The sequence below is a fragment of the Bacillus sp. FSL L8-0193 genome, assembly GCF_037976065.1.
Taxonomy (GTDB): domain Bacteria; phylum Bacillota; class Bacilli; order Bacillales; family Bacillaceae; genus Bacillus; species Bacillus paralicheniformis.
Genome location: NZ_CP150261.1, coordinates 398520 through 425519, shown reverse-complemented (window position 1 = coordinate 425519; position 27000 = coordinate 398520). Strand labels below are relative to the sequence as shown.

The following is a 27000-nucleotide window of genomic DNA, read 5'->3' as shown; positions in this document are numbered from 1 at the left end:
TTAGAAAATCTCCATCAATTTATCTAATTCTTCAAGCGTGAGTTCGTCATCTCCAAGATCGCTCGGGGTCAGTTCGCCCCCATCCCGCTCTAAGCAATGATCGATCAATTGCAGCAAATAAGTTTTAAAGCTTGCGGCGACAGCGGCGACGGTGCTTTCTTTATATTCGAGTGAATGATAAGCGATTGACATTGTCAAAATACCGTCTTCGATATAGCCGACGATGTCCAGCGCATTCGGTTTTTCCGTTTCCGGGCTGAGCGGATCGCCGGATGGCAAAGTTGATCTCGTGAACAGACCCGAATCCGCCATCTCTGTAAACTGGCCCAAATAGTTGAAGCTGATATCATGCTTGATCGGCTTCGCCTTTTTGCCTTCTTCGGTCAAATAACGATAAATGCCATAGCCGATTCCTTTATTCGGAATGTGGCGCAATTCTTCTTTGATCTGTTTGATTTGATAGCCGATATCCCCTGAATGGCGCATTTGAATCAGCGCCGGGAACTGGCTTGTAAACCAGCCGACCGTCCGGGAAATATTCAAGCCGTCTATGATGTCCTCCCGGCCGTGTCCCTCTAAGCAGATGATAAAGTCTTCCTGCCCCGTCCACTCTTTCAGCGCCAAGCCCAACGCCGTAAGCAAAATGTCGTTCATTTCCGTGTTATATGCTTCATGAACTTTTGTCATCAACTGTTCCGTTTCTTCTTTTGAGAGGGAAAACTCAGCCGTTTTCGTATGGCGCATCCGCTTGTCCTCTGCTTCATCGTCTTTCGGGAGCGCTGCCGTCTCCGCCTGTTCGATTTCCTGCCAATAGCCGATTTCTTTTGCGAAAGCTTTTGACCCTGCATATTCTTCCAGGCGAGCCGCATATTCAGCAAAAGAGTGCGTCTTGTCTTGAAGAATAATCGGCTCCCCTTTTTCAGCCTGGGCGTACCCGGCGGCGAAATCCTCAAGGAGGATTCTCCATGAGATTCCGTCCACAACGAGATGATGAATAACAATGAGAAGATGATCGCCTTGATCCGTTTTAAAGATCGCCGCTTTCAAAAGCGGGCCTTCGGTTAAATCGATACTGCTTTGAATCCGGTTTGATGCCTTCAACACGGCAGCTTCAAGTTCAGCGCCCGATTCATTGAAGCGGATGACTTCAGGGCGAACCGCTGTTTCTTCCAGCCCTCTGTTGTACTGAACAATCCCGTCTCCATTTCGTTGATAAACCATGCGAAGTGCGTCATGATGTTCGATCAGCTTGCTTAAAGCCTTGCCTGCCGTTTCCGGGTCGAATCCCGTTAAAGCGTGAAGCATGACCGACTGATTCCAGTGATGCTCGTTCGTAAATCGGCGCTCAAAGAACCAGCGCTGAATCGGCGTCAATGTGACTTCGCCTTCGACAGGGTTCTGATCGATCGGCTGATCGTCAGCCGCTTGAACATAAGCACTCAGCTCTCCGATCGTCGGGTGCTGAAACAAGTCCTTCATCTCCAGCTTCCACCCGTGCTGCTGAAGCCGGCTTGCCATTTGAATTCCTTTGATCGAGTCTCCGCCGAGCGCGAAGAAATTGTCTGTGATCCCGATTCGGTCTATACCGAGAACCTCCTGCCAAATGTCCGCCAACAGCTGTTCCGTTTCTGTAAGCGGCGCTTTGTATTCGGCTGTCTGCGCTTCGACGTCAGGCTGAGGCAGCGCCCTTCGGTCGACTTTTCCGTTCGCCGTAACCGGAAGCTCTTTAAGCTGCACCCAGAATGACGGTACCATGTAGTCCGGGAGCGTCTGCGCCAGCTTCCGGGCGAGGCTTTCTGTATCAAGCTGTTCATTCGCAACGACATAGCCGCACAGCGCTTTGTTGCCGCAGGCGTCTTCGATGTCGGTGACGACGGCTTCCTGCACTTCGGAGAGCCGCGCGAACTGGACTTCGATTTCAGAAAGTTCGATCCGGAAGCCGCGGATTTTCACCTGCTGGTCGATTCGGCCGATGTACTCAAGCCGTCCGTCTTCCAGCCATTTGACCGCGTCCCCCGTCCGGTACATGCGCTCGCCCGGCACAAACGGGTCTTCCGTAAAACGCTTCGCCGTTTCCTCTGGCTTGTTCAGATAGCCGCGCGCAAGCCCGCGGCCGGCGATGCACAGCTCACCCGCGACACCGACGGGCTGGACTTCGTTGTTTTGTCCTAGCACATACGCCCGCGTATTGGCGATCGGCTTTCCGATTGAAAGCATTCCTTTATCAGGATCAATCGCCGTGCTCGTCGCGACGACCGTGTTTTCCGTCGGTCCATAGTTGTTGACGAGCGTGTAGGAGCGTTTTGCGATCCGTTTCAGCTTGTCTCCGCCCGTAAGCAGCACGCGCAGCGACTGGTTGTCCAGCTCCATGAACTGTTCGCACAACTGTGTCGGCAGGAACGTGATCGTTATTTTGTTCTCTTCAAAGTATTGATTCAAGCGCGTAATATCCATCCGGATCGATTCATCGATGATGTGAAGCTCCGCTCCGGCGATCCAGTACGGGAACATTTCCCAGACGGAAGCATCAAAGCCGAAGCCGGCATATTTCGCGCTTTTGTCCTGTTCGGTGACCTTAAAGGCGTCATTATGCCAATAACACAAATTCACAAGCGACCGGTGTTCGACCATGACGCCTTTCGGCTGGCCGGTCGTGCCCGATGTGTAGATCAAGTAGGCCAGGTTGTCAGACTGTGTACCTGCCTGTGGGTTCACCTCATCGTCTTTTGTGATTTCTTCGCTCAGCATCGAATCGAGAAGAAGTGTTTCACCGCTGAATTCTTCAGGTGCGGCTAAGTTTGTTTGCGTCAGAAGCAGCTCTGCGCCACTGTCTTTCAGCACGTATCCGATCCGTTCAGCCGGATAGCTAGGATCGATCGGCACATAGGCCGCTCCCGCTTTCAAAATCGCGAGCACGCCAGCGGCCATTTCAAGCGAAGGCTTGACCATGATCCCGATCCGCTGTTCAGGACGGGCCCCTTTTTCGATCAGCAGCCGGGCCAGACGGTTCGCCCGTGCGTTCAGCTCTTTATACGTCCACTTCACGCCGTTGTACACCGCTGCCCCACGGTCAGGCGTGCGGAGAACTTGCGCTTCGAACAGCTCATGGACCGTTTTGTCCTGCGGCACAGCCAGTCTCGTCTCATTCCAATTTTGGACGATCCGCCGTTTTTCCGCTTCATCCAGAAGCGAAAGCTCTGAAAGGCGGGCATCCGGATTTTCGGCAACCGCTTCGAGCAGATTGACCCAGTACCCGCGCCAGCGCTCGATCGATTCATGCTTAAAGAGAGCTGTATTGTATTCCATTTCAAAAACGAGAAGTCCGTCCTCTTCCGCCGCTGTCAGCGTCAGGTCAAACTTCGCAGTCTGATGGGCAAAATCATACGGCTTGAGTGTGATCCCTTCCATTGACAAGTCCTTCAAATCGGCATTTCGCATTGAAAAGACGGCATCAAACAATGGGTTTCGGCTCATGTCGCGCTGGATGTTCAGCTTCTCGATGAGTTCTTCAAACGGGTAATCTTGATGCTCAAACGCGCCGAGCGTCGTTTCTTTCACTTCCTCAAGGAATGCAGAAAACGGCTTGTCTCCTTCAGGACGCGTTCTTATTGCAAGCGTATTGACAAACATGCCGATGATCCGGTTCAAATCAGTATGCGGCCGCCCGGCAGCCGGAGAGCCGACAATGACCTCGCTCTGTCCGCTCAGTTTGGATAAAAGCGCGCTGTATGAGGCAGCGAGCACCATGTATAAAGTGCTGTCCGTTTCCTTGGCCAGTTTTCTCAGCTGCTGGACAAGCTCCGGTTTCAGCGCAAAGCTGAGACGGCTTCCTTCAAACGTTTGAATAGAAGGACGCGGATAGTCTGCCGGAAGCGTCAAAACAGGCAGCTCGCCGGCCAGCTCCTTGAGCCAGTATTCCTCCTGCACTTTGTGCCGTTCTGTCAGCAGATGCTGCTGCCATACAGAAAAGTCTTTATACTGAATCCTCAGCGGTTCAAGCGCCTCTCCAGCATAAAGCTTTGTCATTTCATCGATCAGGACGCTGACAGAAGCGCCGTCTGAAATGATATGATGCATATCCACAAGCAAAAGATGTTTTTCTCCCGTGAAACGTATGATGCTCATTCTAAATAACGGGGCTTTTGTTAAATCAAACGGCCTGATGAATTCTTTAATCAGCTTTTCCGCTTCTTGTTCATCTGCATCGATGACATCAATGGTCAATTCCGCAGCTTCCCAAATCCGCTGAACAGGTTCGCCGTCCTTGATTTCAAATGTCGTGCGGAATGCTTCATGGCGCTTGATCAGCATTTGCGCGGCAGACTCGAGGCGCTTCAAATCAAGCTTCCCTTCAAGCTGGAGAACGGCCGGCATGTGATAGCTTTTCTCTGCGCCTTCAATCTGCTGTAGGACGTACAGCCGTTTTTGCGCCGAAGATACCGGGTACGTATCCCGGTCCGGCACCGCTTCAATATAAACGGCTGATTTTTTCTCAGTTTTTTCCGCAGCCTGCGCCAGGGTTTCGATTGTCGGCGCCTGGAACAAATCTTTCAGCTGCAGATCAACATTCATCTCTTGCTGGATACGGGCAATGAGCGTCATTCCGATTAAAGAGTGTCCGCCAAGTTCAAAGAAATTGTCATGCACACCGATTTTCGGTACATTGAGCACCTCCTGCCAAAGATCGGCAAGCTGTGCTTCTGTTCGGCTCCTTGGCGCCGTATATTCCTTTTGCGCGGCCTGCGTGACATCCGGCTCAGGCAGCGCCCTTCTGTCGACCTTTCCATTGCCTGTGAGCGGAAGCTCCTGCAGCTGCATAAACACGGACGGGATCATGTAGCCCGGCAGACCTTCTGCCGCATATCGGCGAAGCTCTTCACTAGAAAGCTCCTGATCGGCCGTAAAGTAAGCACAGATCATTTGATCTCTCTTCCCGGTGTCAACAGCAAGAACAGCGGCTTCCTGAACCATTTCATGTGTGAGGAGATGGTGCTCGATTTCGCCCAGCTCGATCCTCTGTCCGCGAATTTTGACCTGATGATCAATCCGTCCGATAAATTCGAGACATCCGTCGGCAAGCCATCTCGCCATATCGCCCGTCCGGTAAATCTTCTCACCGGTTTTGAACGGATGTTCCGTAAACTTTTCAGCCGTCAGTTCCGGGCGGTTAAAATAGCCGCGGACAAGGCCGTCTCCGCCGACGCACAATTCTCCCGCAACCCCTGCCGGCTGTACATTGCCGAATGAATCAAGAATCAGAACCTCCGTATTGCTGACAGGCTTTCCGATCGGTATAGCCTGCGCATCGTCCGGCACTTCGTTGACTGGATAATAGGTTGTAAAGACAGTGCTCTCAGACGGGCCGTACATATGAAGCAGCCGTCCTTTGCCAACTGTGTTCAGAGCTCTTCTGACATGATCGACAGATGCACGTTCGCCGCCGAACAGAACCCTGCGGAGTCCCTTCAAACTGTCCGGCCGCATGTCTGTCAGCAGATTGAATAATGCGGTCGTGATCATTAAGACGGTAACCTTTTCTTTTTCAAGTACATGTGCGAGCCGGCTCATATCAAGAATCGTGTCTTTTGGAGCTATCACCAGCTTGGCGCCGTTCAGCAATGAACCGAACACATCAAACATAAAGGCATCAAACACGTAATTTGAAATTGAAAGAACGATATCGGATGTCATCACATCCAAGTAATTTGTGTTTTTTACCGTACGCAATATATTCCGGTGAGAAACCATATTGCCCTTAGGCGTCCCAGTCGTTCCGGATGTATACGTTAGATTGGCCATTGCTTCCGGTGAAATCGGAAGGCGCAAATCAGACGCATCTCCCAGATAAAGGTGTTCATCCTCAAGAAATAGAATGTCGCCGCCAAATTCAGCCGCCTCAGCGAGCGGCTTCATCGCCTTTTGCGTTAAAAGAACCGCCGCTCCGCTGTCCTCGAAGAAATGTTGCACACGTTTTTCAGGATGATCCGGATCGATCGGCACATAAGCAGCGCCGGCTTTCAGCACAGCGAGAATGCCGATGACCATTTCAGCCGACCTGGCGGTGAGAATGGCTGCCGTCGTGCCGGGCTGTACACCTCTTTCGCGGAGGCGCCTCGCCAATTGGTTCGCTTTCCGATTGAGCTCACCGTATGACCATACTTTGTCTTCAAATTGCAGGGCGGGATGTCCGCCTCTTTCCGCCGCCTGTTCCTCAAATAGCTGAACGATCGTTTTCTCCCTCGGATAATCGCTTGCCGCGGGGTTGAACGCGACGAGCTGACGATTCGTTTCCTCTTCTGTCAAAAGGCTGTACTCGCCGATTCTGCGCAGCGGATCAGCCGTCATGCCCTCCAGAAGGTGCAAATATGCTTTCAGCATCCTTTCTGCCGTATCTTTTTTAAACAGCTTCGTACTGTAATCCAAATCGAGAATCAATTCTCCCTGCTCTTCTTTCGCCTGCAGCGTTAGGTCGAACTTTGCAATATTGAAGTTCGTTTCATAAATCGAGAGGTGCAAATCGCCGAACATCGGAATGTCTTCCCATGCATTTTGCAAAATAAACATCGTGTCAAAGACGGGATGACGGCTTAAATCGCGCGATGCACCAACCTTTTCCGCAAGCCGCTCAAACGGATATTCCTGATGCTCAAAAGCGTCGATTACCGTTTTCTTTACATCATGCAGGAAGTCTCTGAACGTTCTGCCCGACTCCACTTTTGAACGGATCGCCAGCGTATTGACAAACATGCCGATGATTCCTTCCAGATCGGAATGTCTGCGGCCGGCCGCCGGCGTTCCGACGATCACATCTTCCTGCCCGGAGTACTTTGCTAGCAGCATGTTGTATGCGGCCAGCATGACCATATACAATGTCGCGCCGTTTTGCTCTGCCAGCACGGCTAATTTTTCTTTCATGTCTTTTGGCAGGACTGCGGATACCCTGTCTCCTTCAAAGCTTTGAACAGACGGCCTCGGCTCATCCGTTATCAGCTGCAGTACGGGAAGCTCGCGGGCGAACACGCTTTGCCAATAAGCCTCTTCTTTTTGAAAACCTTTTTGTGCCTGCGTCCTTTGCCAGAAAGCATAATCTTTGTAATGCAAATTCGGCTCCGGCAGTTCTTCCCCTTTATACAGTGCGGCCAGCTCATTCAATATGATCGAAATCGATACGCCGTCAGACACAAGATGATGCATATCGAACAACAGCACATGTCTGCGGTCTGCGAGACGGACGAGACCTGCTCTCATCAGCGGAGCTTTGGCGAGATCAAAGCGGCGGACAAAAGATTTCGCCATTTGTTCGATCGGCTTCCCATCTGCTTTAACCTTCTCAATCTTGAACTGAACCCTTTGATGAATGTTCTGTCTCGGCTCGCCATCGACAACTGTAAACGAAGTGCGCAGCGCCTCATGCCTATCAATCAGTTTTTGAAAAGCAGCTTCAAGGCGCTGAACATCAAGGGTGCCCTCAAGCATCGCCGCGGCCGGCATATTGTAGCCGACTCCGGCATCCTCCAGCTGGCTGACGATATAAATTCGCTGCTGCGCCAATGAGAGAGGATAATCGTCACTTTCCGGCGCAGGTTCAATAACCGTGAATCCGTCTTTCTCCGCTTCAGAAACAAAGCCGCTTAACGCCGCCACTGTCGGTTTTTCGAACAGGACTTGCAACGGAACCTCGACACCGAAAGCTTTATAAATTTTTGCCAGCATGGCCATCGCTTTGAGAGAATGGCCGCCCAGTTCAAAAAACTGGTCGTGGATTCCGACTTGTTCAGTTCCGAGCACTTCCTGCCATATACCCACCATTTTTTCTTCATATTCATTTCTCGGTGCCGCATACTCTGCAGTCCCGCTGACAGAGACTTCATGGCGAAGCAGCGCTTTCCGGTCGACTTTGCCGCTTCCCGTCAGCGGTATTTCATCAAGCTCGACAAAGTGGGAAGGTATCATATAGTCAGGCAGATGCTTGGATAAATGCTCCCTCAGCCCCTGAAGGTGAATTTCCCCGCTTTGTTTTGGCACGACATAAGCGCAAACCTCAAGGCTGCCGCCGGTTTCGGGCCGCGCGAGGACAACTGCTTTTCCGACAGCAGGGGCTCCTTGCAGCACCGACTCTATCTCGCCAAGCTCGATCCGGTAGCCGCGGATTTTCACTTGATCGTCTTTTCGGCCGATGAAATCAACCGTACCGTCAGGAAGCCAACGTACTGCATCCCCTGTTCGATACATGAAACCTCCGGGGACAAACGGGTCTTCCAAGAACTTGTCTGCGGTCATGTCAGGTAAGTTCAAATAGCCTCGGCCGACTCCGTCTCCTGCAATATACAATTCCCCTTCGACACCATCAGGAAGGAGTGCACCGTTTTCATCCAAAATATAAAAACGGTTGTTTCCAATCGGTCTGCCGATCGGGACATAGGCCGTATCGCCTTGAAGATCTGCGTGGTTTGTCATCGTAAAAGAAGAAGCATCCACACAAGTTTCAGTCGGGCCGTAAACATTCGTTACATCAGGCACGGATTCAGCTGTTTCTGCAAATAATTGAAGCAGCCTTTCCGTTGCGACCCTTGATAATGCCTCTCCTCCAACAAGCATATGCCTCAGTTTGACACCTGAAAGATCATCGGCAGCAGACAAAAGCTGCAAATGAGCCGGCGTACCGTCTGTCACATCGATTTGATGGCGGCGGTAATAATCCGATAAAGCGCGTCCGTCGGAAACCGTCTTTTTCGGTACGATGTACAACGTTTGGCCAAGCAATAGAGACGTAAAAATCTGCTGAACGGAAGCGTCAAAATGAAACGGAGCCAGAAGTGCCAGCTTCAAATCATCCTGATCATATGCACCAACGGCCTGCTGAAGCCCTCTTACAAGGTGGTGGACCTGCCTGTGTTCAATCATGACGCCTTTTGGACGGCCCGTTGTCCCGGAAGTATAAATGATATATGCAAGGTGCCCGGCGCCTGCCTCTGAAGACGGGTGACCGTTTTCCAGCGATTCAGAAAGCGCTTCGCTGAACCGCACAGTTTCGGCCGTTTCAAAAGTCAGCCCGCTGTCTGTGATAACCACTTTGACCTTTGAATCCTCCAGCATAAAGCGAATTCTTTCTTCCGGAAATCCGGGATCGATCGGTACATAAGCTCCGCCGGCTTTCAAAACGCCCAGCATCGCCGTAATAACCCGCTCTGACCGCTCCATCACTATCGCAGCCGGAGCGTCAGGCCCGATGCCTCTTCTTCGAAGCGCCCTTGCCAGACGATTCGATTGTTCATTCAGCTCACGGTACGAAAGTTTTTGTCCTTCATATACAACGGCGGTTTTTTCGGGATGATCGGCTGCTTTTTGTTCGAATAAACCGTGCAGGGTCATGTTCTTGTCATATGCGATGGTTTGGCTTGATGCACGCTTTAACAGCCGCTCTTTTTCAAATGCGGGAACAATCTCCAGTTCAGCGATTGTTTTTTGCGGAAACAACAAGGCATCTTCAAGCAGCGTCATCAGCCGTTCATATAAAACGGCCATTTCTTCACAGGTGAAAAGCTCCTCCCTGTAATCAAAATCAATCGCAAGCGTCCCGGTATCCCATCTCTCTTTCACGTGAATGGAAATATCGTTTACTTCACTGCCGCTGAAAATCGGCTCAGTAAGAAATGACAACGTTTCTTTCCTCTGCCATTGCATAACTTGATATTCCAGTGAGACGGCGAACAATTTGCTGACATGCGGCTGTCTTTCCCGCAAATCATTAATCAGCAGATTGTACGGATACTTTTGATGCCGAATGATCTTAAGCTGATCTTTCATTCTTTCCTGCACAAATGCACTAAAGTCCTGGTGTACATCAATGGAGGCTTTCATTGGAATCGTCGATACGAACATCCCGAGCATCTGTTTTTCTTTTGCATTTGTCCGGTTACCCATAAATGTTCCGAGAACGACGTCTTTTTGTCCGGTTATCCGGTGCATATAAATGTGCAAAATGGATAAGAACAGGGAGAGCACACTTATGTTGTGTTCCTTACAATACGTTTGAATTTTTTTATACAGGACAGGGGAAATCTCTTTTGAAAAGCGGGCTGCATTCAATTGGATCTGATACGTATCGCTCGCCTTTAACGATACGGGCTCCGGAATCACTTCATATTGTGCGTTCCAATATGCTTTATCCTTCTGGAACCGCTTCGAATTTTCATACTCCAACTCACTCTGAATATGTTCCGTAAATGATGACTGAACAGGTTCGAGGCCGGTTTCCCCTTTAGCAAGCTTCAAATAAATGTCTGTAATGCGGTTGCCCAAGATCGTCATCGAAATACCGTCGGAAATGATATGATGAACTTTTGCAAAAAACCAGCTTTCTTCCTCACTAATGCGAACGACGGCAAATTTAAACAGCGGACTTTCATACAAAGGCAGGGGTCGACGCGCCTCAGCTTGTCCCCATTTAAGAACGCCGTCCGCTCCTCCGATTTCTGAAGCGTCGAAATATTCAATCCGGAAAGGTTCGTCTTCCGCTATATATTGCTTCGGCTCATCCCCTCCTTCAAACAACAGTCTGAATCGCATGGTTTCATTTGTACGGACAAACTGGCGAATGGCTTCAGTCAATAACCCGGAATCGATTCCAGAGGCAGATTTTAATTTTCCAAAGCCGCTCAAATTTGAAACACTTGTGCCGGGATAGAACTTTTCAGTGTACCAAATTCTCCTTTGAGCATGTGTCAGCGGGTAACATGTGTTTCCCATTTTTTATTCCTCCTTTATCTTTTGCTATGTATGACGATGCGAACAGCCAAGCCGCAATGCAATGTTGCGGTATTGCGATGAGCGAAAAACGCTGTCACAGATTTGTCATTTCCAATAAAACATTATTTTGGAAATAAAAAAAGAAAAGAGTCCACCCGAATAAAAACGGGCGAACTCCCTGTTTATTCGGCAACCTGTCAACCGTAGCACCGTCAGTACCTTAGGCCATGGCTTTGCGTCCCTGCGTTTCCGCAGGTTTGCCTTTATCTGCTTTTATTGATATAAATTCATTTTCTGCTCACAGTTCACTTTAAATGAAAATTTTGTTTTTTTCACCGAAAAATAGGTGAAAAGTTTCATGCGGGATGCCGAATGTTATCCATGAATGTTAATGCGTGATACCGAAATCGACAAAAAAATATGCGGGAAAACGAAAAAAACCGCTTAATTCCGCAAAAAATTCCAAATCCTAGATAAAGAATATATTAAAATATTAAAAAAACAGCCTTAACTTCATGAATAAATCATGAAAATCCGTTAAGGCTTAGGCGTTTTCTTTTACAATGTTCATTCAAATAAAACGTTTCTTTTACCCAGCCGTTTAAACTGATACGAGAAAAGACAAACAGCTTGCGAAAACATTGAAGCAGAACGGAAAATCACTGAGCTGTCTCCTCCTAAACGGTATCTTGAAATACTTTCGGTGTTCCATACAAAAAAGCAGGCTGAGTTTCGCCTGCTACACGGTTTTTGAAAGCCCGATCGTCCGCTCGATGATGATCAGCGCGATCACTGAAACTGTGATAAAAATAACCGAAATCGCATTAACACTCGGATCAAACGTCTGGTCAATATAGCTGAACGTGCGCACCGGTACAGGCGTGACAGCAGGTGAAGAAACAAACAGACTGATTGATACTTCCCCGAATGACGTCACAGCGGCAAAAACGGCTCCCGCAATGATTCCCGGTTTAATGAGCGGCAAGGTAACATGAAAAAAAGTATACCATGGACCTGCGCCAAGATTCATGGATGCCAGTTCAAGCTTCGGATCCACGTTCGCCATGCTGACGCCGACCGTCCGTAAGACATACGGAAGGCTGATCAGCATATGCCCGGCGGCCAGGCCGGCAAATGTGCCGTTTACCCCAAGCATTGTCAATAAATAGAGAAATGACACGCCTAATGCGATTTGAGGAATCATCAACGGCGATAAAATAAAAGCCTGAATGCCCTGTTTTCCAGGAAAGTTCAGCCGCGCCAATGCATAAGCTGCAACTGTTCCGAGGATCACCGCAAGAGGCGTTACAACGAGAAGCAGCATACCGCTGACCCAAATCGATTCCATCCAGCCGCTGCTGCTGAAAACTCCGGCAAACCAGCGCAGCGAGACGCCGGATGGCGGGAACTTCGGATATTCGTCCGGGCTGAAAGCCGACAGTATAATCACAAATACAGGCAGCGCCAAAAAAAGGTATACCAATAAACCCGCCGCCCAAACGCACACATCAATCCACTTTCCCCCAGACAAACGGCGCAATTGTCTACCCATTTATTCTCGCCTCCCAACGCTTTTGGAAAAAGCCAAGGATTCCAATAACCACGCTGACAACGGCTAATAAAGTAATCGACATAGCTGCTGCAAGAGGAAGATGAAAGACTTGCATGACCTGCTGATAGATTGATAACGGCAGCAGCGGCTGCATCCTTCCGCCGACGAGAAGAGGCGTAATATAGCTTCCGGCCGAAAGCGAAAACACGATCATTGCTCCTGTCAGCAATCCTGGAACCGTCATTGGCAAGGTCACGAAAAAAAATGTCCGAAGCCTCCCCGCTCCAAGGCTCATCGAAGCAAATTTAAGATCCGGTTTCATTTCGCTTAAAGAACCGGCAAGCGGCAGCACAGCAAACGGCAGCATAACCTGGACATATGCGATGATGACGGCGTTCATATTCCATAAAAGCGGCAGGGGCTTTTCAATCAGCTTCAAGCTGATAAGCGCCTCATTGACGATCCCGTTTTGCGAAAGCAGCACAATCCAGGAAAACGTCCGAATGACAACACTGGTCAGTAAAGGAGAAACAAGCAATATATAAAACAAAGCCCGCAGCCTGCCGGTCGGCGCCTTAACGAGTAAATATGCTGCCGGATACGCCATCACAAGGCATAATACAGTGGTCTTCAACGCCGTCCAAAGCGTTATACCGATGGTTTTCAAATAAATGTCCGAAGAGAACACTTCGACATATTGAGAAAAACTGTACGTATCGAGCGTATTCATCATAGCGTCCACGTCTCTGAAACTTAATAACAGCAGCAGAACAAGCGGCAACACGAGAAAAACGCCGAGAAATAAAAGGACGGGAACAAGCAAAACCCAATAAAACCGTTTTTGTTCAAGAGCACCCATCTGCATCCTCCTTTACATCGAGCGGAACAAAATCGTCCGGATCCAAAGAAAGATACACTTGATCCCCCGCCTTCGGCAATCTTGGAAATTGAGGATCGGGCGCCTGAATGATCCATTCTCCTTTGAAAACAGCGGCTTTCAGCCTGAGAGCATGCCCGGCATAACTGACTTCCGTTATCGTTGCAGGCATTTCAATCAGCCTGTTCTTCTGTTTCTCGAAAGAGACTGAGATTCTCTCGGGCCGCACCATGAACAATACAGAGGATTTTTTTAAGAGATTCCGGCTGATTTCAAAAGTCAGCGGAACACCTTCATATATTTCAAAATCGACCGCTTCATAGCCATAAACGCCTGATGAAGGCTGTATCTTCGACGCACGCGCTTTCAGCAAATTGACCTGTCCGATAAATTCGGCGACAAATTGATTAGCAGGCGTGCGGTACACGTCCAACGGAGTGCCGAGCTGCTGAAGCCTGCCGCAGCCGAGGATTCCAATTCTGTCTGATAAGCTTAAAGCCTCCTCCTGATCGTGCGTCACTAAAATCGTTGTAATACCGACGCGCTTTTGGATGCTGCGCAGCTCCGTCTGCATTTCTTTTCGAAGTTTCGCATCCAAGTTGCTCAGCGGCTCGTCTAGCAATAGCACAGACGGCTGAATCGCCAATGCCCGGGCAATCGCCACCCGCTGCTGCTGGCCCCCGCTCAGCTGACGGGGCATGCGATTAGCAAACGCTTCAAGCCTGACAAGGGCGAGGCTTTCCATCACCCGTTCTTCAATCTTGCGGCGGGGCCATTTTCGAACTTTCAATCCGTATGCAACATTGTCAAATACGCTGAGATGCGGGAATAAAGCATAATCCTGAAAAACCATTCCAATATGTCGGTCGTATGGCGGCAAATCAGTTACATCTCTTCCTCCTATATATACAAACCCTGACGTCGGTTCAAGGAACCCGGCAATGATATGAAGGAGCGTTGACTTTCCGCAGCCGCTCGGACCGAGGAGAGAGAAAAATTCCCCTTCTTTGACTTCAAGCTGTACGTCTTCCAATGCGATGGTGTTTCCGAAATGCCGGCTGACATGCTGAATCTGAATTGCGCTCATGTTTGTCACCTATTTTCCGCCAAGTACTTGATTCCAGCGATTTGTCCAATCGCCTAGATCTTTTGCCGCGACTTCATAGTCAACCCATTTTAAATTCCTGTAATAGTCCTCCCCTACTTTAATCTTTCCTTTTAATTTATCGCTGTATTTCACTTTTTTATTGGCCATGCCGTAAAATGTTCTATCGGCAAAATCTCCTTGCACTTTTGGACTGAGCAGGTGATTTAACAGCTTGTATGCGTTATCCTGATTAGGGCTTCCTTTCATCAAAGCCCAGCTTGCAACTGCTGCGACGGCACCTTCCTCGGGATATGCAAATCCCAGGTCAAGACCGGCGTCCTGCAAAGAAAAAGCGCGTCCGTCCCAAAACGGGACAACCCATGCATCCCCGCGTTCCAAAAGTGTTTGTATCGAGCCCGGATTATCGGGATAGGCTGTTATGTTGTTCTTTAAATCCGTCAAACTGTTGAACGCTTTATCCACGTCTTTCCCATTTGACTCCAGGCCGCCCTGGGCATTGATTAATCCTACAAAAAACTGAAGTCCCGCCGAATAAGCCGGCGATGATATGGCCACATGACCTTTATAGCTGCTGTTCCAAAGATCCGTCCAGCGTTTAGGCTCCTGCGGTACAAGGTCCTTTCGGTAGACAATTCCGAGCTGCCCCATACTGAAACCGGCCGCATACTGCTTTCCATCATCAGTGAAGCGTTTCTGAACGGAATGATACAGATCGCGGACATTCGGAACCTTTTCCTGATCAATCGGCGCCAGTAATCCCGCCGACTGTGCCCTGTGAATCGTATCCGGCTGCAGGATTAAGAGATCATACGGAGCATTTCTGCCATTTGCAGCTTTGAGCTTTGTAAACCACTCAGAGTCTGTCCCTGCGACGACTTTGACCTTCAGCCCTGTTTCTTTTTCAAAAGATTCGAGGCTAGGCTTAATATGTTTTTCCCAATCGCCTCCATAGACGCCGATAACGACTGTATCTGATTGTTTGCTTTCCTGACTACCTTTTCCGCCGCAGCCCGAAAGAAGGAGCACCGCTACAAGAGACAGAATAAATAAAGCAGAAATTTTACTTTTCATTGTCATCTCACCATTCCCGTGTTATTTTTGCCAGCCAGTTTTTCCACAGCGGCCGCAACATCGCCTTTGCTGATCGAACCGTTATGTTCTTTTGAAAAATAACGGTGGACTAGATGTTTAACATGTGATCTTTGATGAGCCGGAAACTGTCGCAGAATCCGGGCCAATGTGCTGCTGGCTTCCTCTGTCCAGCACCGTTCGTATTCTTCTCTAGCAAGCCCGAAATCCCAATGTTTCCGAGGTTCGCCTGCTTTCTTTTTTCTGATTTCAGCTGTTTCTTCCAGATCAATAATGAATGAGCCTGCATCGTTTTCTTTTACAGCCGCGCCGTATTGATGGTATGCCGCTTCCGGGCTCAGCAAGCCCGATTCAACTTCCCTCAAAATCGATTCAGCTTCCCGGCTGTATGGATCTCCCCAGCCTCCGCCGCCAGGCGAATGAATGCTGATAACATCCCCTTTGTTGAGCTTTAAAACGTCGATCTTTGAAATCGTTTTCTCCTGAGGCTGCTCCGGATAAAGACGCACCCGTCCGAGCTCTCCTGCCGTTCCCCCGGCGAGCCCCCACGGATGAAATCGCATTCTCTCCATCCCTCTTGCGGTCACAATCGATTCTGGCGCCGTCGCTTCAAACTCCAGCCCGATTGCATGGCCGCCCCTGTGAAAACCGGCTCCGGCGGTATCTTTAATCAGCTCATAGCGGCGGACATGGATGTCAATGTGCTGTTCAAGGCTTTCAATCGGCGTATTTTTCAAAAATCCGGATGCATGGTCAATACCGTCTGCTCCGTCCATGTCATGCTGGCCGCCTCCTCCGCCTCCCATCGGTTCGACCACGGACATCTTCCGGCCGCCCGTTGATTCGTCGGGAACCGACAGTACGACAATCGCTGACTGACCGGCGCCTGCTACAGGCACAGCTTTCGGAAGCGCCTTGGCCAAAGCGCCCAGTACGGCATTATAAAGTCTCATCGTAATCGAATGACGAATTCCGACGGCCGCTGGATATTCCGGATGAACCAGTGTACCTTTCGGAGCGATGACTTTGATCGGCCTTGTCAGTCCCCCGTTAACCGGAATATACGGGTCTTCACTTATGATAAAGTTGATCAGGCCCTGAAATAGAAATGAATGTTTGCTTCCATTAGTGACAAGGTTAAATGCGGTTTTCACCTGGGGATCACAGTCTGAAAAGTCCAATGTGATTTCCCCTCCGGAGACGTTTGCCGTAACAGCTAAGCGGATCGGAACGTCAGAAATCATATCGTCATCAAGATAGTCTGAAAAACTGTATGTGCCTTCCGGAATCCCGCTGATAACCCGGCCGGCTCTCATCGCTGCTTGTTCGAGCAAATCATCCATTCCTTGTTGGACCGCTTCTTTTCCAAACTTGCCGACCATCTCTGTCAATCGGTTCTCCGCCGTATTGACCGCGGCCACCATCGCATGAATATCCCCTTCATTTAAGTCGGGAACCCTGCTGTTTGCCCGCAGCACATTCAATATATCGCGATTTTCTCTTCCCGCTTTGTAAATTCTCACCGGCGGTATCCTCAGGCCTTCCTGATGGATGTCTGTCGCTGTCGGCGAAATGCTTGCCGGAACAAGGCCGCCGACATCGCTGCAATGGACAAAACACCACGCGTAACTGATGACCTCGCCCTCCATGAAAATCGGCTTCACTACATGTATATCAGGCAAGTGGGTCGCTAATCCGTCCGTTGTATAGGGATCATTTGTGAGGATAATGTCTCCCGGTTCAAATGGGCCGCTTTCTTCGATGATCCGTTTTAATGAAAGGCCTAAAAAAATCGTGACGCCGACCGTTTTCGGATAAACGAAAAACTCCCCTTCCGGCGTCGCAAGCGCAGTAGCGAAATCAGCTGACTCTTTTACAAATGTGGTAAAGGACGTCCGTTCAATAACGTGTCCCATTCCCGCGGCTATCGCGTTAAAGTAGCTTCTCATCATTTCCAGCCGGGCAGGATCTGTGCGCATGGTCAGCTCTCCTTCCGTTCAATGATCAAATTTCCGGCATGATCAGTTTTTCCGCTCCAATTTGGCAAAATCAGCGTCGTTGTATCATCTTGCTCAACAATGGCCGGCCCATTTATTCTCTGACCGCAACTTAAATCTGAACGTTGGTATACAGCGGTTTGATATGTACCGCCTTTTATGATGATCTTTCTTTGGCTGACCGGTTCAGCCTCGGGCAGATCACTTCGGCCTCCTTTACCGCCTGGCGGCTTCGGTGTCTTGCCTATGATGCGGACGCGTATATTCATCAACTCAATGCTTGCTTTCTCATCGCTGTGTCCATATTGCTTTTCATGTAAGAGGTGAAAGGAGTCCGCGATTTCACTCGTGCTTTTGCCTTCCAGGCATTCCGGTGAAACAAGGAGCTCAATTTCGTATGCCTGACCTTTATAACGGGCATCAAGCAAGTAAAGAAGAGAGGTTTCCGGCAGCATCTCCGCCTGCTGTTTCCGCAGCCATGTTTCCGCTTGCTCTTGCAGCCTTACAAACTCCGCTTTTAACTCGGCCGTTTTTATTTGTTCAAGCAGCACCTGTCTTGAACATACAGCATCATAAATAAAATCCGCCGTCAGTGCGCCCAAAGCGGACAAGGTTCCCGGATGCGGCGGGATCAGCACATTTTTGGCCTGAATTTCCTCAGCTAAAAAATTAGCAGTGACCGGTCCTGCGCCTCCAAAGGCCATGAGGCTGAATTCACGCGGGTCAAACCCGTTTTGCTCCATAACATTGCTTAGTTCCGTGTACATATTGGCAAGCGCAACCTGAATCATCTGATCCGCGGCCTGCTCCACATCTGTGCCTAAATATTCGGCAACCGGGAGGAGCGCTTTTTCGGATCTTTCCCGGTACAGTTTCATATTTCCTGATGCAAACCGGTTTGGATTTAAATAATGACATATAAGAAACGCATCTGTAAGTGCGGCCTTTGTTCCTTTTCCGTAACAAGCCGGCCCCGGATCAGATCCAACTGACTCCGGTCCTACTTTCAAGAGACCGCCGCTGTCAATCCATGCCACCGACCCTCCGCCAGCACCGATCGAATACATCGCTACAGACGGAATCGTAATCGGAAATCCAGAGATTTGATTTGACTGTGTAAAAGTCGGCTCCCCTTCTTCAACAATCGAAATATCCGCGCTAGTTCCTCCGACATCAAATGTGATGATATTCGCCTCTTCGGCGGTTTCCGCCGTTCTGATGGCACCGATGACCCCTGCTGCCGGTCCGGAAAAAAGCGTTTTGACAGGTGCCTCGGCAGCCGATTCAATGTCCATCAGTCCTCCGTTAGACTGGGTGATAAACGGCTGCGCTGAAATTCCTTCCAGGGCGAGCCTCTCTTTCAGCGTTCGAAAGTAGTGATGGACATTCGGTTTGATGTATAGGTTTGCGACGGCCATAACCGTCCGTTCGTATTCCCTCATTTGCGGCCAAAGCTCCGCAGACGTTGCAACCTCAAGCTCAGGTGCTATTTGTCTGATCCGTTCTGCAGCCTGGCGTTCATGAAGCGGATTCCGATAGCTGTGCAAAAAAGAAACAACGATTCCTTTTAATCCTTTTCTTAAAACTTGTCCAACCGCCTCATCGATCTCTTCCTTATGGAGCGGCAGCTTTTCAGAGCCGTCATAAAGCATTCTTTCTTGAATGGGAAACACGTTTTTCCGGGGAATAAGGGGCTCCGGCATTCTCGATCTAAAATCGTACGGTATCGGAAGCCGGAGGCGTTGAAGCGAAAGAATATCACGGAAACCTTCGGTTACGAATAAAGCAATATCAGCCCCTTTGCGTTGTAATAATGTGTTCAAACCGATTGTCATGCCGTGTACGAAGTGATGAATTTCTGAAGGGTGAACACCCTGGGTCTTCAAGAGAGCCAAACCGTTGATGATCCCTTGGGCCGGATCTTCGGGAACGGTCGGCGTTTTAACTGCGGTCATGCTCCCGTCCGCCTGGTTTAACAATGTAAGATCGGTAAAAGTTCCTCCAATATCAATTCCAAGCCGGTAACCTTCTTCATTCAATCCTGATCCCCCCTTTTAAAAATATCCTTTTTTAAAAATATTTTACTATTATACTAATCAAGCATGAGAAAGTAGTCAATTATGTTTAATTACAATATTCCGAGTCTTTTTTATTTAATATTTAATTTTAAGATACCATATCATCACATTTTCAATTGTGTTGTTCACAGTATTTCACATTTTTAGTTGTCTGCTTTTCTTCAGTCCGACGACACAACTCCGCCATAAAAGGGACTAATTAACTATTAAATCAAAAGTCTCCTATCACGACAAAAAGCCTAAAGAGCTTACAAATTTGATCACAAAGATTCATTTTCATGGATATTCAGGATTTATTGCCCAATCCCCTGTGACAAAGTGGTACACTCTGTACTATATAAGTCGCAGGAAGGGCAGATTTCCAATGAAAGTCTACGAAGCGGAAACCCTATTATCAGCTATGAAGCAAAGATCTGATGAATATAAAAACTTGAGAGAACAGCTCGTCAGCTTAAAACAATCGTTAAACAGCGTCACAGAACTTGATGAGTTCCAAGGAAAAGGCGCTGATGCCATTAAAGCGTTTTACAGAGACCAATCAGGGATCGTAGACGGCTGGCTGGATTTAGCTGATATGCAGATTCAGTTTCTGAATGGTGTATCTGCTGCGGCCGAAAATGCCGGACTTTCAGAGGACACATTCGTTGATGTTCAATTTCTTGAACAGGAGCTTGCAAATGTCCACATTCACTCTCAAAACATGGTCTCTGCACAGCAACAAGAACTGTCGAATATTTTAGGACAGATTGATGATTTAATATCGCTACAGCCATTCTCTTCCGATGAAATCAAACAGCAGCTCGATGCTGCAAACCAAAACAGAAAAGACACGATTAAAGCTGTCGAGGATCTTGACGGGCTGCTCAAAAGAGAATACTCGGCCTCTGAGCAAATTCAGCAAATGATCCAGTCCGACTACTCCGCCTTGATCGACGCAACAGGAAAAGGGAAAAATGCATCTCCGCTAAACTACAATTCACATATCTATCAAAACAGCGAAGTCTACAAACTGAAACAGCGTATGCATCAAGAGGCCAGAAGCTACATCGCAAATAAACAAAAACAGTATGAAACAAAAAAAGCCGAAAAAGCAGAGGAACTTTAGGCTTTCAAATTGTTTAAAACCCCGTTTTCACAACGGGGTTTTTTGTTCATCTTGTCAAAACGTCTCCGTCTTAACCGATATGTATTTACTGGTGAAACAAAAAGGGGAATGCAGTGAAGAGCAAACGATTTAAGTTGAAATTGGGGACAAAAATTAATCTTCTCGCGTTGACAAAATCCCAAAACGACTTTTAGTTTTGGGATTTTGTCATCCTTTCAGCGTGACCCTCAGAACGTCAGCCTCCCGATCCTCCTTCTATTCGTCAGACCGACTTAGCAGGCCTGACAACGACTGCGAGGGTTTGTCGACACGCTGGGCTGTCGTTAAAACGGCTGCTTCATCTTTTTCGCCGTACAGGAAGTCAAGTCGCCGATAATATCTTCTGCACGCTCATACGGCTGATCAATTTGCAACATCTTCCTCAGAACGGATGTAAACCCGGACGATAGGCAGAGTTCTTCTTCCCAGCTTTTTTCTTCCTCGCCGGACGGAGTAAACTCGGAGTACAGGAGAAACAATGCGAAATGTCCCAGCGCATAAAAGTCACTTTTGACGGAAACAGCACGCATCAGCCTTTTTTCCGGGTGCCGGTCATCAACACGTTCTCTTTCAGTCAGATGGCATGCTAGTCCGAAATCTATAATGCGGATCGTTCCTCCGCTCACAATCAAATTGGGAATCCTCAAATCGCGGTGAATAATCCCTCTCCTGTGAAGAAATGAAACGCTGTGAAGCACTTCCTTCAATATGCTGATCGTTTGCTGTTCATCAAAGACATGTCCATCATAAAAGAGCAAATCTTCAAAGGTTTTTCCTTCGATATATTCCATTACGATAAACCGCTCGCCGGCCGCTTGAAGCACCTCATATATACGGGGCGCGGCAGGCAGATCCAATTCCCGCAAAATTTCAGCCTCGCGGTTGAAAGACCTCCGGCCGGCTGATGTCCATGCTTTTGTCTTTCTCTGCTGCTTGATGACGCGGAAACCGGATCTCCCAAGTTCTTCGGCAAGATATGTGATACCGTAGCTGCCCATCCCGAGCACACGGTTGATTCGATATCTCCCCTCCAAGACGGTTCCTTTTTTGAGCGGGCGGTCAAACAGCCATCTCATCAATGTTTTCACGCGATTTAGCTGCTGCCGAAAAATTTCTTATGCTTTCTTTTGTAATGGTGATGACCGTACCCTTTTCTTTTATAATCGCTGCTGCTGTATTTTTTGTATGATTTCCGTCCGTAGTCACTGCTGCTGTATCGTCGGTTTTTACCGTTTTGAAGTGCCTTCAATAGCTTACGAAGCAACTCAGTCAGCTCCTTTTCTGTCTTGTATTTCATATCATTCGCGCAGGAAAGCTTGATAAGGGGGGCTCGAAAGTTTTTCTTCCATATGAGAAATTTAAATTTTGAACCTCTAAAACCTTCTAAACGAACCGGCAAAATTTTAAAAAAAGGCGATATGATAGACTAAAATTCAGCTTTTCAGGAGGAAAAACCTATTAATCTCCCCTTTATTTCTCAAATCATTTTTACGATAATAAAGTTGTATTTACTTCCGGCCCGCTGCGGCTGAGTGATTCAACTTATAAGAAAGCAGGACAACACGAATGGACAAAATTAAATCTTTGCTGATCACCTTGCTCGCCGTCGCCGTCGTGATCATCGGCATTATATCCGGCGATTTTTTCACTTCAGAACACCAGCCTTCAGGCCGGCAAAACGGCTCAGACTATGATGAAGTGCTGATTTTCCCGTCGGACCGCTATCCTGAAACAGGCGCGCACATTCGAAAGGCCATCAAGAAAGGGCATTCTAAAATCTGTACGATCGACAGGGACGGAGCCGACGAACGCCGAAAGGAATCGTTAAAAGATGTTCCTTCCAAATCGGGCTATGACCGCGACGAGTGGCCGATGGCCATGTGCGAAGAAGGCGGAACAGGTGCTTCCGTCGAGTATATCAGTCCTTCTGATAACCGTGGAGCAGGATCTTGGGTGGGCAATCAGGTAAGCGATTATCCGGACGGCACGAAAATACTTTTCAAGATTAAATAACACTGGAGGTACGTTCTTTGATCAAAAAGTGGGAAGCAGAAGAAATGACGATGTCATACCATCAGTTTACCGTTTATCAAAAAGGCGGAAAGCCGCCCGTTATGGATTGGACAGACGAGGATATTAAAAGAGGCTACACAGCGGGAGAACACGCGGTCTCGTTTGAAGCTCTCGATAATACGGCATCATTAGTAGAAGTTCGTTTGAATGTCCAGGAACAGGTTCCCTCCTTTAACAGGCGCGTCACCGTTTCTTTCGACGTGCTTCATGGCGGGGTCGAAATTGCAAGCGTCCTATCCAAGAAATTGTCATGCGACATCCCGCAAGGCGTCTATCAGCTGACATGCTATACGATTATGCCTGATCAAAGCAGCACTGCGAAGATCACCTATATTCTCGATTTTAAACAGGCCTGATCAAAGAATAAAGGCGCCGGTGTCACCGGCGCCCTTCTCCTAAAGCTCTTCCCCGTTTGTCTGAATGACATTTTGGTACCAGTAAAAGCTGTCTTTTTTAATCCTCTTCAAGTCCTTTACATTCTCTTCATCACGATTAATATAAACGAAACCGTATCTCTTCTGGTAGCCGTTCAGCCAGCTCAATAAATCTGTAAAAGACCAGCTGCAGTAGCCGATTAAATCGACTCCGTCGTTTAAAGCCTGTCTGCACTGTTCAAGATGCGCACGCAAGTAGGCAATTCTGTAATCATCATGAATTGTGCCGTCATTTTCAACCTTATCGAATTCCCCAAGCCCGTTTTCCGTTATGAAAAGCGGAAGCCCGTAGCGGCTGGAAATCCTGCGAAGCCCGATTCTTAGACCGATCGGGTCAATGGCCCAATCCCAATTCGATGTCTCAAGATGAGGATTCCTCTTTGTTTTGTATAAACCGGGCATACCTGTTTCCTGGTTGCTGCCCTTTTGGCCGGTCGTATTCATCTTTCCTTCCGCTACTCCGTCTAGAGGATTCATTTCATATGTGATGGTTTGATAATAATTCACACCGACGAAATCAGGTTTTCCTTTTGCTAAAAGCTCCATATCCCCCTCCTCAATTGTCGGCGCCCAGCCTTTTTCCTTCAGATATTTCAAAGGAATGCCCGGATATGTTCCCCGGCAATACACATCAAGCCACCAATAATTTGTAAATTCCTCAGCATTTTCGAAAGCGAGGATATCATCCGGACGGCTGGAGAGCGGATATGCAGGCGAATAAGCAAAACTCGGTCCGATTTTTCCATCGGGAACATACCGGCGAAAAGAATCGATTGCCTTTGCATTCGCCAGAAATGCAATATGGTTAGCCTCATAGAAGCGTTTCCTGTCCTTCACACCCGGAGGATGCATCGCTGTGATAAAGGCATGATTAAAATTGTAATTTTGCTCGTTAAGGGACACCCAATATTTGACCCTGTCCCCATACCGCTTATAGAGCGTAACGCAATACGTATTGAAATCCTCTATAATCCTTCTGGATTCAAAGCCGCCGTATTCATCCATTAAAGCCTGGGGAAGATCCCAATGATAAAGCGTCAAAACGGGTTCAATATCATGAGCAAGGAGCTCATTAATCAAGTCATCGTAAAATCTCAAGCCCGCTTCATTGACTTCTCCCCTGCCTTGGGGAAAAATCCTCGGCCAGCTGACTGAAAAACGGTATGCTTTTAACCCCATCTCGGCCATTAAAGCAACATCTTCTTTAAAACGGTGGTAATGGTCGACCGCAATGTCTCCATTGCTTCCTTTAAACGTTTTGCCGGGAATCTTTGTGAACACATCCCAAACCGAGAGGCCTTTGCCGTCTTCCTTCCAGGCCCCTTCGATCTGATAGGCTGCTGAAGCTGATCCCCATAGGAAATGGTTTGGAAATGGGCGTAATTGCTGATGAATCATATTGCTCAACTCCTGTTTCGTATTTTGATCCGGATGCACTTTATCATATCCTATGAAACGCGTTTCAGATCAAACATCATCTAAAAACAGCTCCGCCAGAAGCTTTTCCCGGTGCTGAAGAAAATACTTGGTTAAGGTGTAATGATCCGTATCCTCATAGTTCACTTCAGTGATTTGTTCACCATCAAAACTGAAGATGTCGGCTTCCGGATACCCTAATAAAATGGGGGAGTGAGAGGCGATAATAAACTGAGCTTGGTTTGATTTCGTCAAATCATGAAGAATTTTCAAAAATGCCAGCTGTCTTGCCGGGGATAAAGCAGCTTCAGGCTCATCGAGAAGATAGATTCCCTTCTCTTTAAAACGATGTTTGAAAAGCGATAAAAAAGATTCACCGTGTGATTGCTCGTGAAGAGATCTGCCTCCGTAGCCTCGAAAACCGGTGATGTCTACTTCATCAATATGAGTAGCAAAATGATAAAAAGATTCGGCGCGCAGAAAAAAGCCGTTTGTTACTTTAGGAAGCCATGACAATCTGATATAGTCTCCCAAATCCGAACCGGAACCGTACACTTCATATGTATTATTTCTTCCCCCGCCAGCCGTGTTAAATTCGCATTTATCTGCGATTGCTTCAAGCAGCGTCGATTTGCCTGATCCGTTTTCCCCCACAAAAAATGTTACGTTTTTTTGAAACGTCAGTTCTTTTAAATGTTGAATAGCAGGAATTGAAAATGGATATTTTGCATAAGAAGGAACTTTTTCCCGAAGTAAAGTCAGCTTTTTTAAAAACATGCGAGCAACCCCTGCTTTGCTTTTACTCAACTGTATCACGTTTTCTTAGAGGATAACGAAAAAAGAGGTTTGCGCCTGAGCACAAACCTCTTGACTTAAATCGAAAATACTTCTTTTAAATGGGCGTCCAAATCAGCTAAATATTGATCTACTTGCGGATTGCTGATGACATCATGAACAGAGAATGTTTTTAAAGGCTTCATGCCGACGAATTCCTGCATTTTGTGCAAATGAAAGAGCGCTTCATCAAGGCTTTTACCTTCGAAGAATGTCCCCTCTTTGGAGAATACATCCTTGGGCGCGTTCCATGTGGTTGAAAACATATACTTTTTGTCTGTAAACAGCCCGCCTCTGCCGTAGTCTTCAGACCCTTGATAAAAAAGCCCGTACTCATAAATTTCATCAATATATTTTTTAAATAAAGCAGGAACACTGAACCAGTAAACAGGCGTCTGATAAATAACAGCATCAGCCCACTTGAATTTCTCGTGCTCCTCAGGGATTTGATATCCGTCTGCCACCACTGTTTTTTTCACTTCATATTTTTCACCCAGCTTGTCCGCCAACGCTGTAAAAATAGTGTGATTAAGCTGTCCTCTTGCATGGGGATAGGCTTCATGTCCGTTGATGATTAAAATATTTTTCATCTTTTCTTATCCTCCTTGTGTTTCAATTTACCAATATCTTTATGATTCCATCTTTCACCTTAAAAAGTAAAGCAGGTTGCACTATCAATTATTTTATTTTTTCCCAATACTAATTATCTTATTGCCTAATCCCTACTTCAGTGCTATGGTTTACTTGACTAAAGGAATAGGAGGATTTTTTAAGTGAATAAATTGCATACGTATAAGCGCATTACATTGTTGATAACGGTGTTAGCGCTCGCTCTTATAACAGCTGCATGCAGCACTACTCAAAATAAGGCTGAAAATCAAAAAACAGCCTGGGATGAGATAAAGGAAAAAGGGAAGATCGTTGTGGCGACTTCGGGAACCCTTTATCCTACTTCATATCATGACACTGATTCCGGCAAAGACAAGCTGACCGGCTACGAAGTGGAAGTCATCCGTGAAGCGGCTAAACGGCTCGACCTGGATGTCGAATTTAAAGAAATGGGCTTTGACGGCATGCTGACGGCGGTCGGGAGCGGACAAGTGGATGCTGCTGCCAACGATATTACAATGACCGACGACCGCAAAGAAAAGTTTTTGTTCTCTATGCCTTATAAATATTCATTCGGAACGGCTATCGTCCGCAAAAAAGATCTATCAGGCATCCACACGCTTGAAGATTTAAAGGGAAAGAAAGCCGCTGGCGCAGCTACGACAGTTTACATGGATATCGCGCGCCAATACGGAGCTGAGGAAGTCATTTACGACAACGCAACAAATGACCAATTTTTAAAGGATGTAGCGAATGGAAGAACCGATGTCATCTTAAACGACTACTACCTTCAAAAACTCGCGCTCGCCGCAATGCCTGATCTGGATCTGACTATTCATCCCGATCTTAAATACTATCCGCATCAGCAAGGCATGATCATGAAAAAAGGAAACGCAGAACTAAAAAAACAATTCGACAAAACGATTGACGAAATGCTGAAGGACGGCACAATCAAAAAGATTTCGAAAAAGTTTTTCGGCGGTGCCGATGTTTCGAAAAAGCAGGATATCGACTTTGTCGATGTCGATGTGAATAAATAG

The 27000-nt window shown here is 47.7% G+C and carries 16 protein-coding genes and 1 riboswitch; of the genes, 4 read left to right on the top strand and 12 right to left on the bottom strand.

What is annotated here, in order from left to right; translation table 11 throughout:
• The 7 genes from licA to MHH76_RS02170 form a co-directional block, all read right to left on the bottom strand.
• The gene (gene licA, locus MHH76_RS02200; RefSeq protein ID WP_326337365.1) at positions 1–10749 is read right to left on the bottom strand and encodes a lichenysin non-ribosomal peptide synthetase LicA; all 10749 of its coding nucleotides are present in this window, start codon (positions 10747–10749) and stop codon (positions 1–3) included.
• Between the two features lie 185 nt (positions 10750–10934).
• Positions 10935–11021, bottom strand: a riboswitch (cyclic di-GMP riboswitch).
• A 467-nt stretch (positions 11022–11488) separates the two neighbouring features.
• Positions 11489–12301 (bottom strand): ABC transporter permease, encoded by an 813-nt coding sequence (locus MHH76_RS02195; RefSeq protein ID WP_023855666.1) that lies wholly within the window; start codon positions 12299–12301, stop codon positions 11489–11491.
• The gene (locus MHH76_RS02190; protein ID WP_025810784.1) at positions 12294–13160 is read right to left on the bottom strand and encodes an ABC transporter permease; all 867 of its coding nucleotides are present in this window, start codon (positions 13158–13160) and stop codon (positions 12294–12296) included. The genes MHH76_RS02195 and MHH76_RS02190 overlap by 8 nt, the downstream gene beginning before the upstream one ends.
• Entirely contained in the window at positions 13147–14265 is a 1119-nt protein-coding gene (locus tag MHH76_RS02185) for an ABC transporter ATP-binding protein (RefSeq protein WP_020450102.1), read from the bottom strand. The genes MHH76_RS02190 and MHH76_RS02185 overlap by 14 nt, the downstream gene beginning before the upstream one ends.
• 9 nt (positions 14266–14274) lie before the next feature.
• The gene (locus tag MHH76_RS02180; protein ID WP_023855668.1) at positions 14275–15357 is read right to left on the bottom strand and encodes an ABC transporter substrate-binding protein; all 1083 of its coding nucleotides are present in this window, start codon (positions 15355–15357) and stop codon (positions 14275–14277) included.
• 2 nt (positions 15358–15359) lie between these two features.
• Positions 15360–17354 (bottom strand): hydantoinase B/oxoprolinase family protein, encoded by a 1995-nt coding sequence (locus MHH76_RS02175; protein WP_075213478.1) that lies wholly within the window; start codon positions 17352–17354, stop codon positions 15360–15362.
• A gap of 2 nt (positions 17355–17356) precedes the next feature.
• Positions 17357–19411, bottom strand: a complete 2055-nt coding sequence (locus tag MHH76_RS02170) for a hydantoinase/oxoprolinase family protein (RefSeq protein ID WP_023855670.1) — start codon at positions 19409–19411, stop codon at positions 17357–17359.
• 403 nt (positions 19412–19814) lie between these two features.
• Here MHH76_RS02170 and MHH76_RS02165 point away from each other — a divergent pair, with 403 nt between their 5' ends.
• Entirely contained in the window at positions 19815–20555 is a 741-nt protein-coding gene (locus MHH76_RS02165) for an LXG domain-containing protein (protein WP_020450098.1), read from the top strand.
• A 323-nt stretch (positions 20556–20878) separates the two neighbouring features.
• Here the strand turns inward: MHH76_RS02165 and MHH76_RS02160 are convergent, their stop codons facing one another.
• Positions 20879–21682, bottom strand: coding sequence for a protein kinase (locus MHH76_RS02160; protein WP_025810788.1), 804 nt, complete (start codon positions 21680–21682; stop codon positions 20879–20881).
• Positions 21683–21687: 5 nt separating this feature from the next.
• Complete coding sequence (locus tag MHH76_RS02155; RefSeq protein WP_023855671.1) at positions 21688–21858, bottom strand: hypothetical protein; 171 nt, start codon at positions 21856–21858, stop codon at positions 21688–21690.
• A 302-nt stretch (positions 21859–22160) separates the two neighbouring features.
• Here MHH76_RS02155 and MHH76_RS02150 point away from each other — a divergent pair, with 302 nt between their 5' ends.
• Together MHH76_RS02150 and MHH76_RS02145 are read left to right on the top strand one after the other, a co-directional pair.
• On the top strand, positions 22161–22607 hold the full coding sequence (locus MHH76_RS02150; RefSeq protein ID WP_020450096.1) for a NucA/NucB deoxyribonuclease domain-containing protein: 447 nt from the start codon (positions 22161–22163) through the stop codon (positions 22605–22607).
• A gap of 17 nt (positions 22608–22624) precedes the next feature.
• The gene (locus tag MHH76_RS02145; RefSeq protein ID WP_023855672.1) at positions 22625–23023 is read left to right on the top strand and encodes a competence protein ComJ; all 399 of its coding nucleotides are present in this window, start codon (positions 22625–22627) and stop codon (positions 23021–23023) included.
• 39 nt (positions 23024–23062) lie between these two features.
• Here the strand turns inward: MHH76_RS02145 and MHH76_RS02140 are convergent, their stop codons facing one another.
• The 3 genes from MHH76_RS02140 to MHH76_RS02130 form a co-directional block, all read right to left on the bottom strand.
• A complete protein-coding gene (locus tag MHH76_RS02140) occupies positions 23063–24499 on the bottom strand; it encodes a family 1 glycosylhydrolase (RefSeq protein ID WP_020450094.1) in 1437 nt (478 codons plus the stop codon).
• 69 nt (positions 24500–24568) lie between these two features.
• Entirely contained in the window at positions 24569–25294 is a 726-nt protein-coding gene (locus tag MHH76_RS02135; RefSeq protein ID WP_020450093.1) for an AAA family ATPase, read from the bottom strand.
• Between the two features lie 95 nt (positions 25295–25389).
• Positions 25390–25941, bottom strand: a complete 552-nt coding sequence (locus tag MHH76_RS02130) for an NAD(P)H-dependent oxidoreductase (RefSeq protein ID WP_035337275.1) — start codon at positions 25939–25941, stop codon at positions 25390–25392.
• 183 nt (positions 25942–26124) lie between these two features.
• Here MHH76_RS02130 and MHH76_RS02125 point away from each other — a divergent pair, with 183 nt between their 5' ends.
• The gene (locus MHH76_RS02125) at positions 26125–27000 is read left to right on the top strand and encodes a transporter substrate-binding domain-containing protein (RefSeq protein WP_020450091.1); all 876 of its coding nucleotides are present in this window, start codon (positions 26125–26127) and stop codon (positions 26998–27000) included.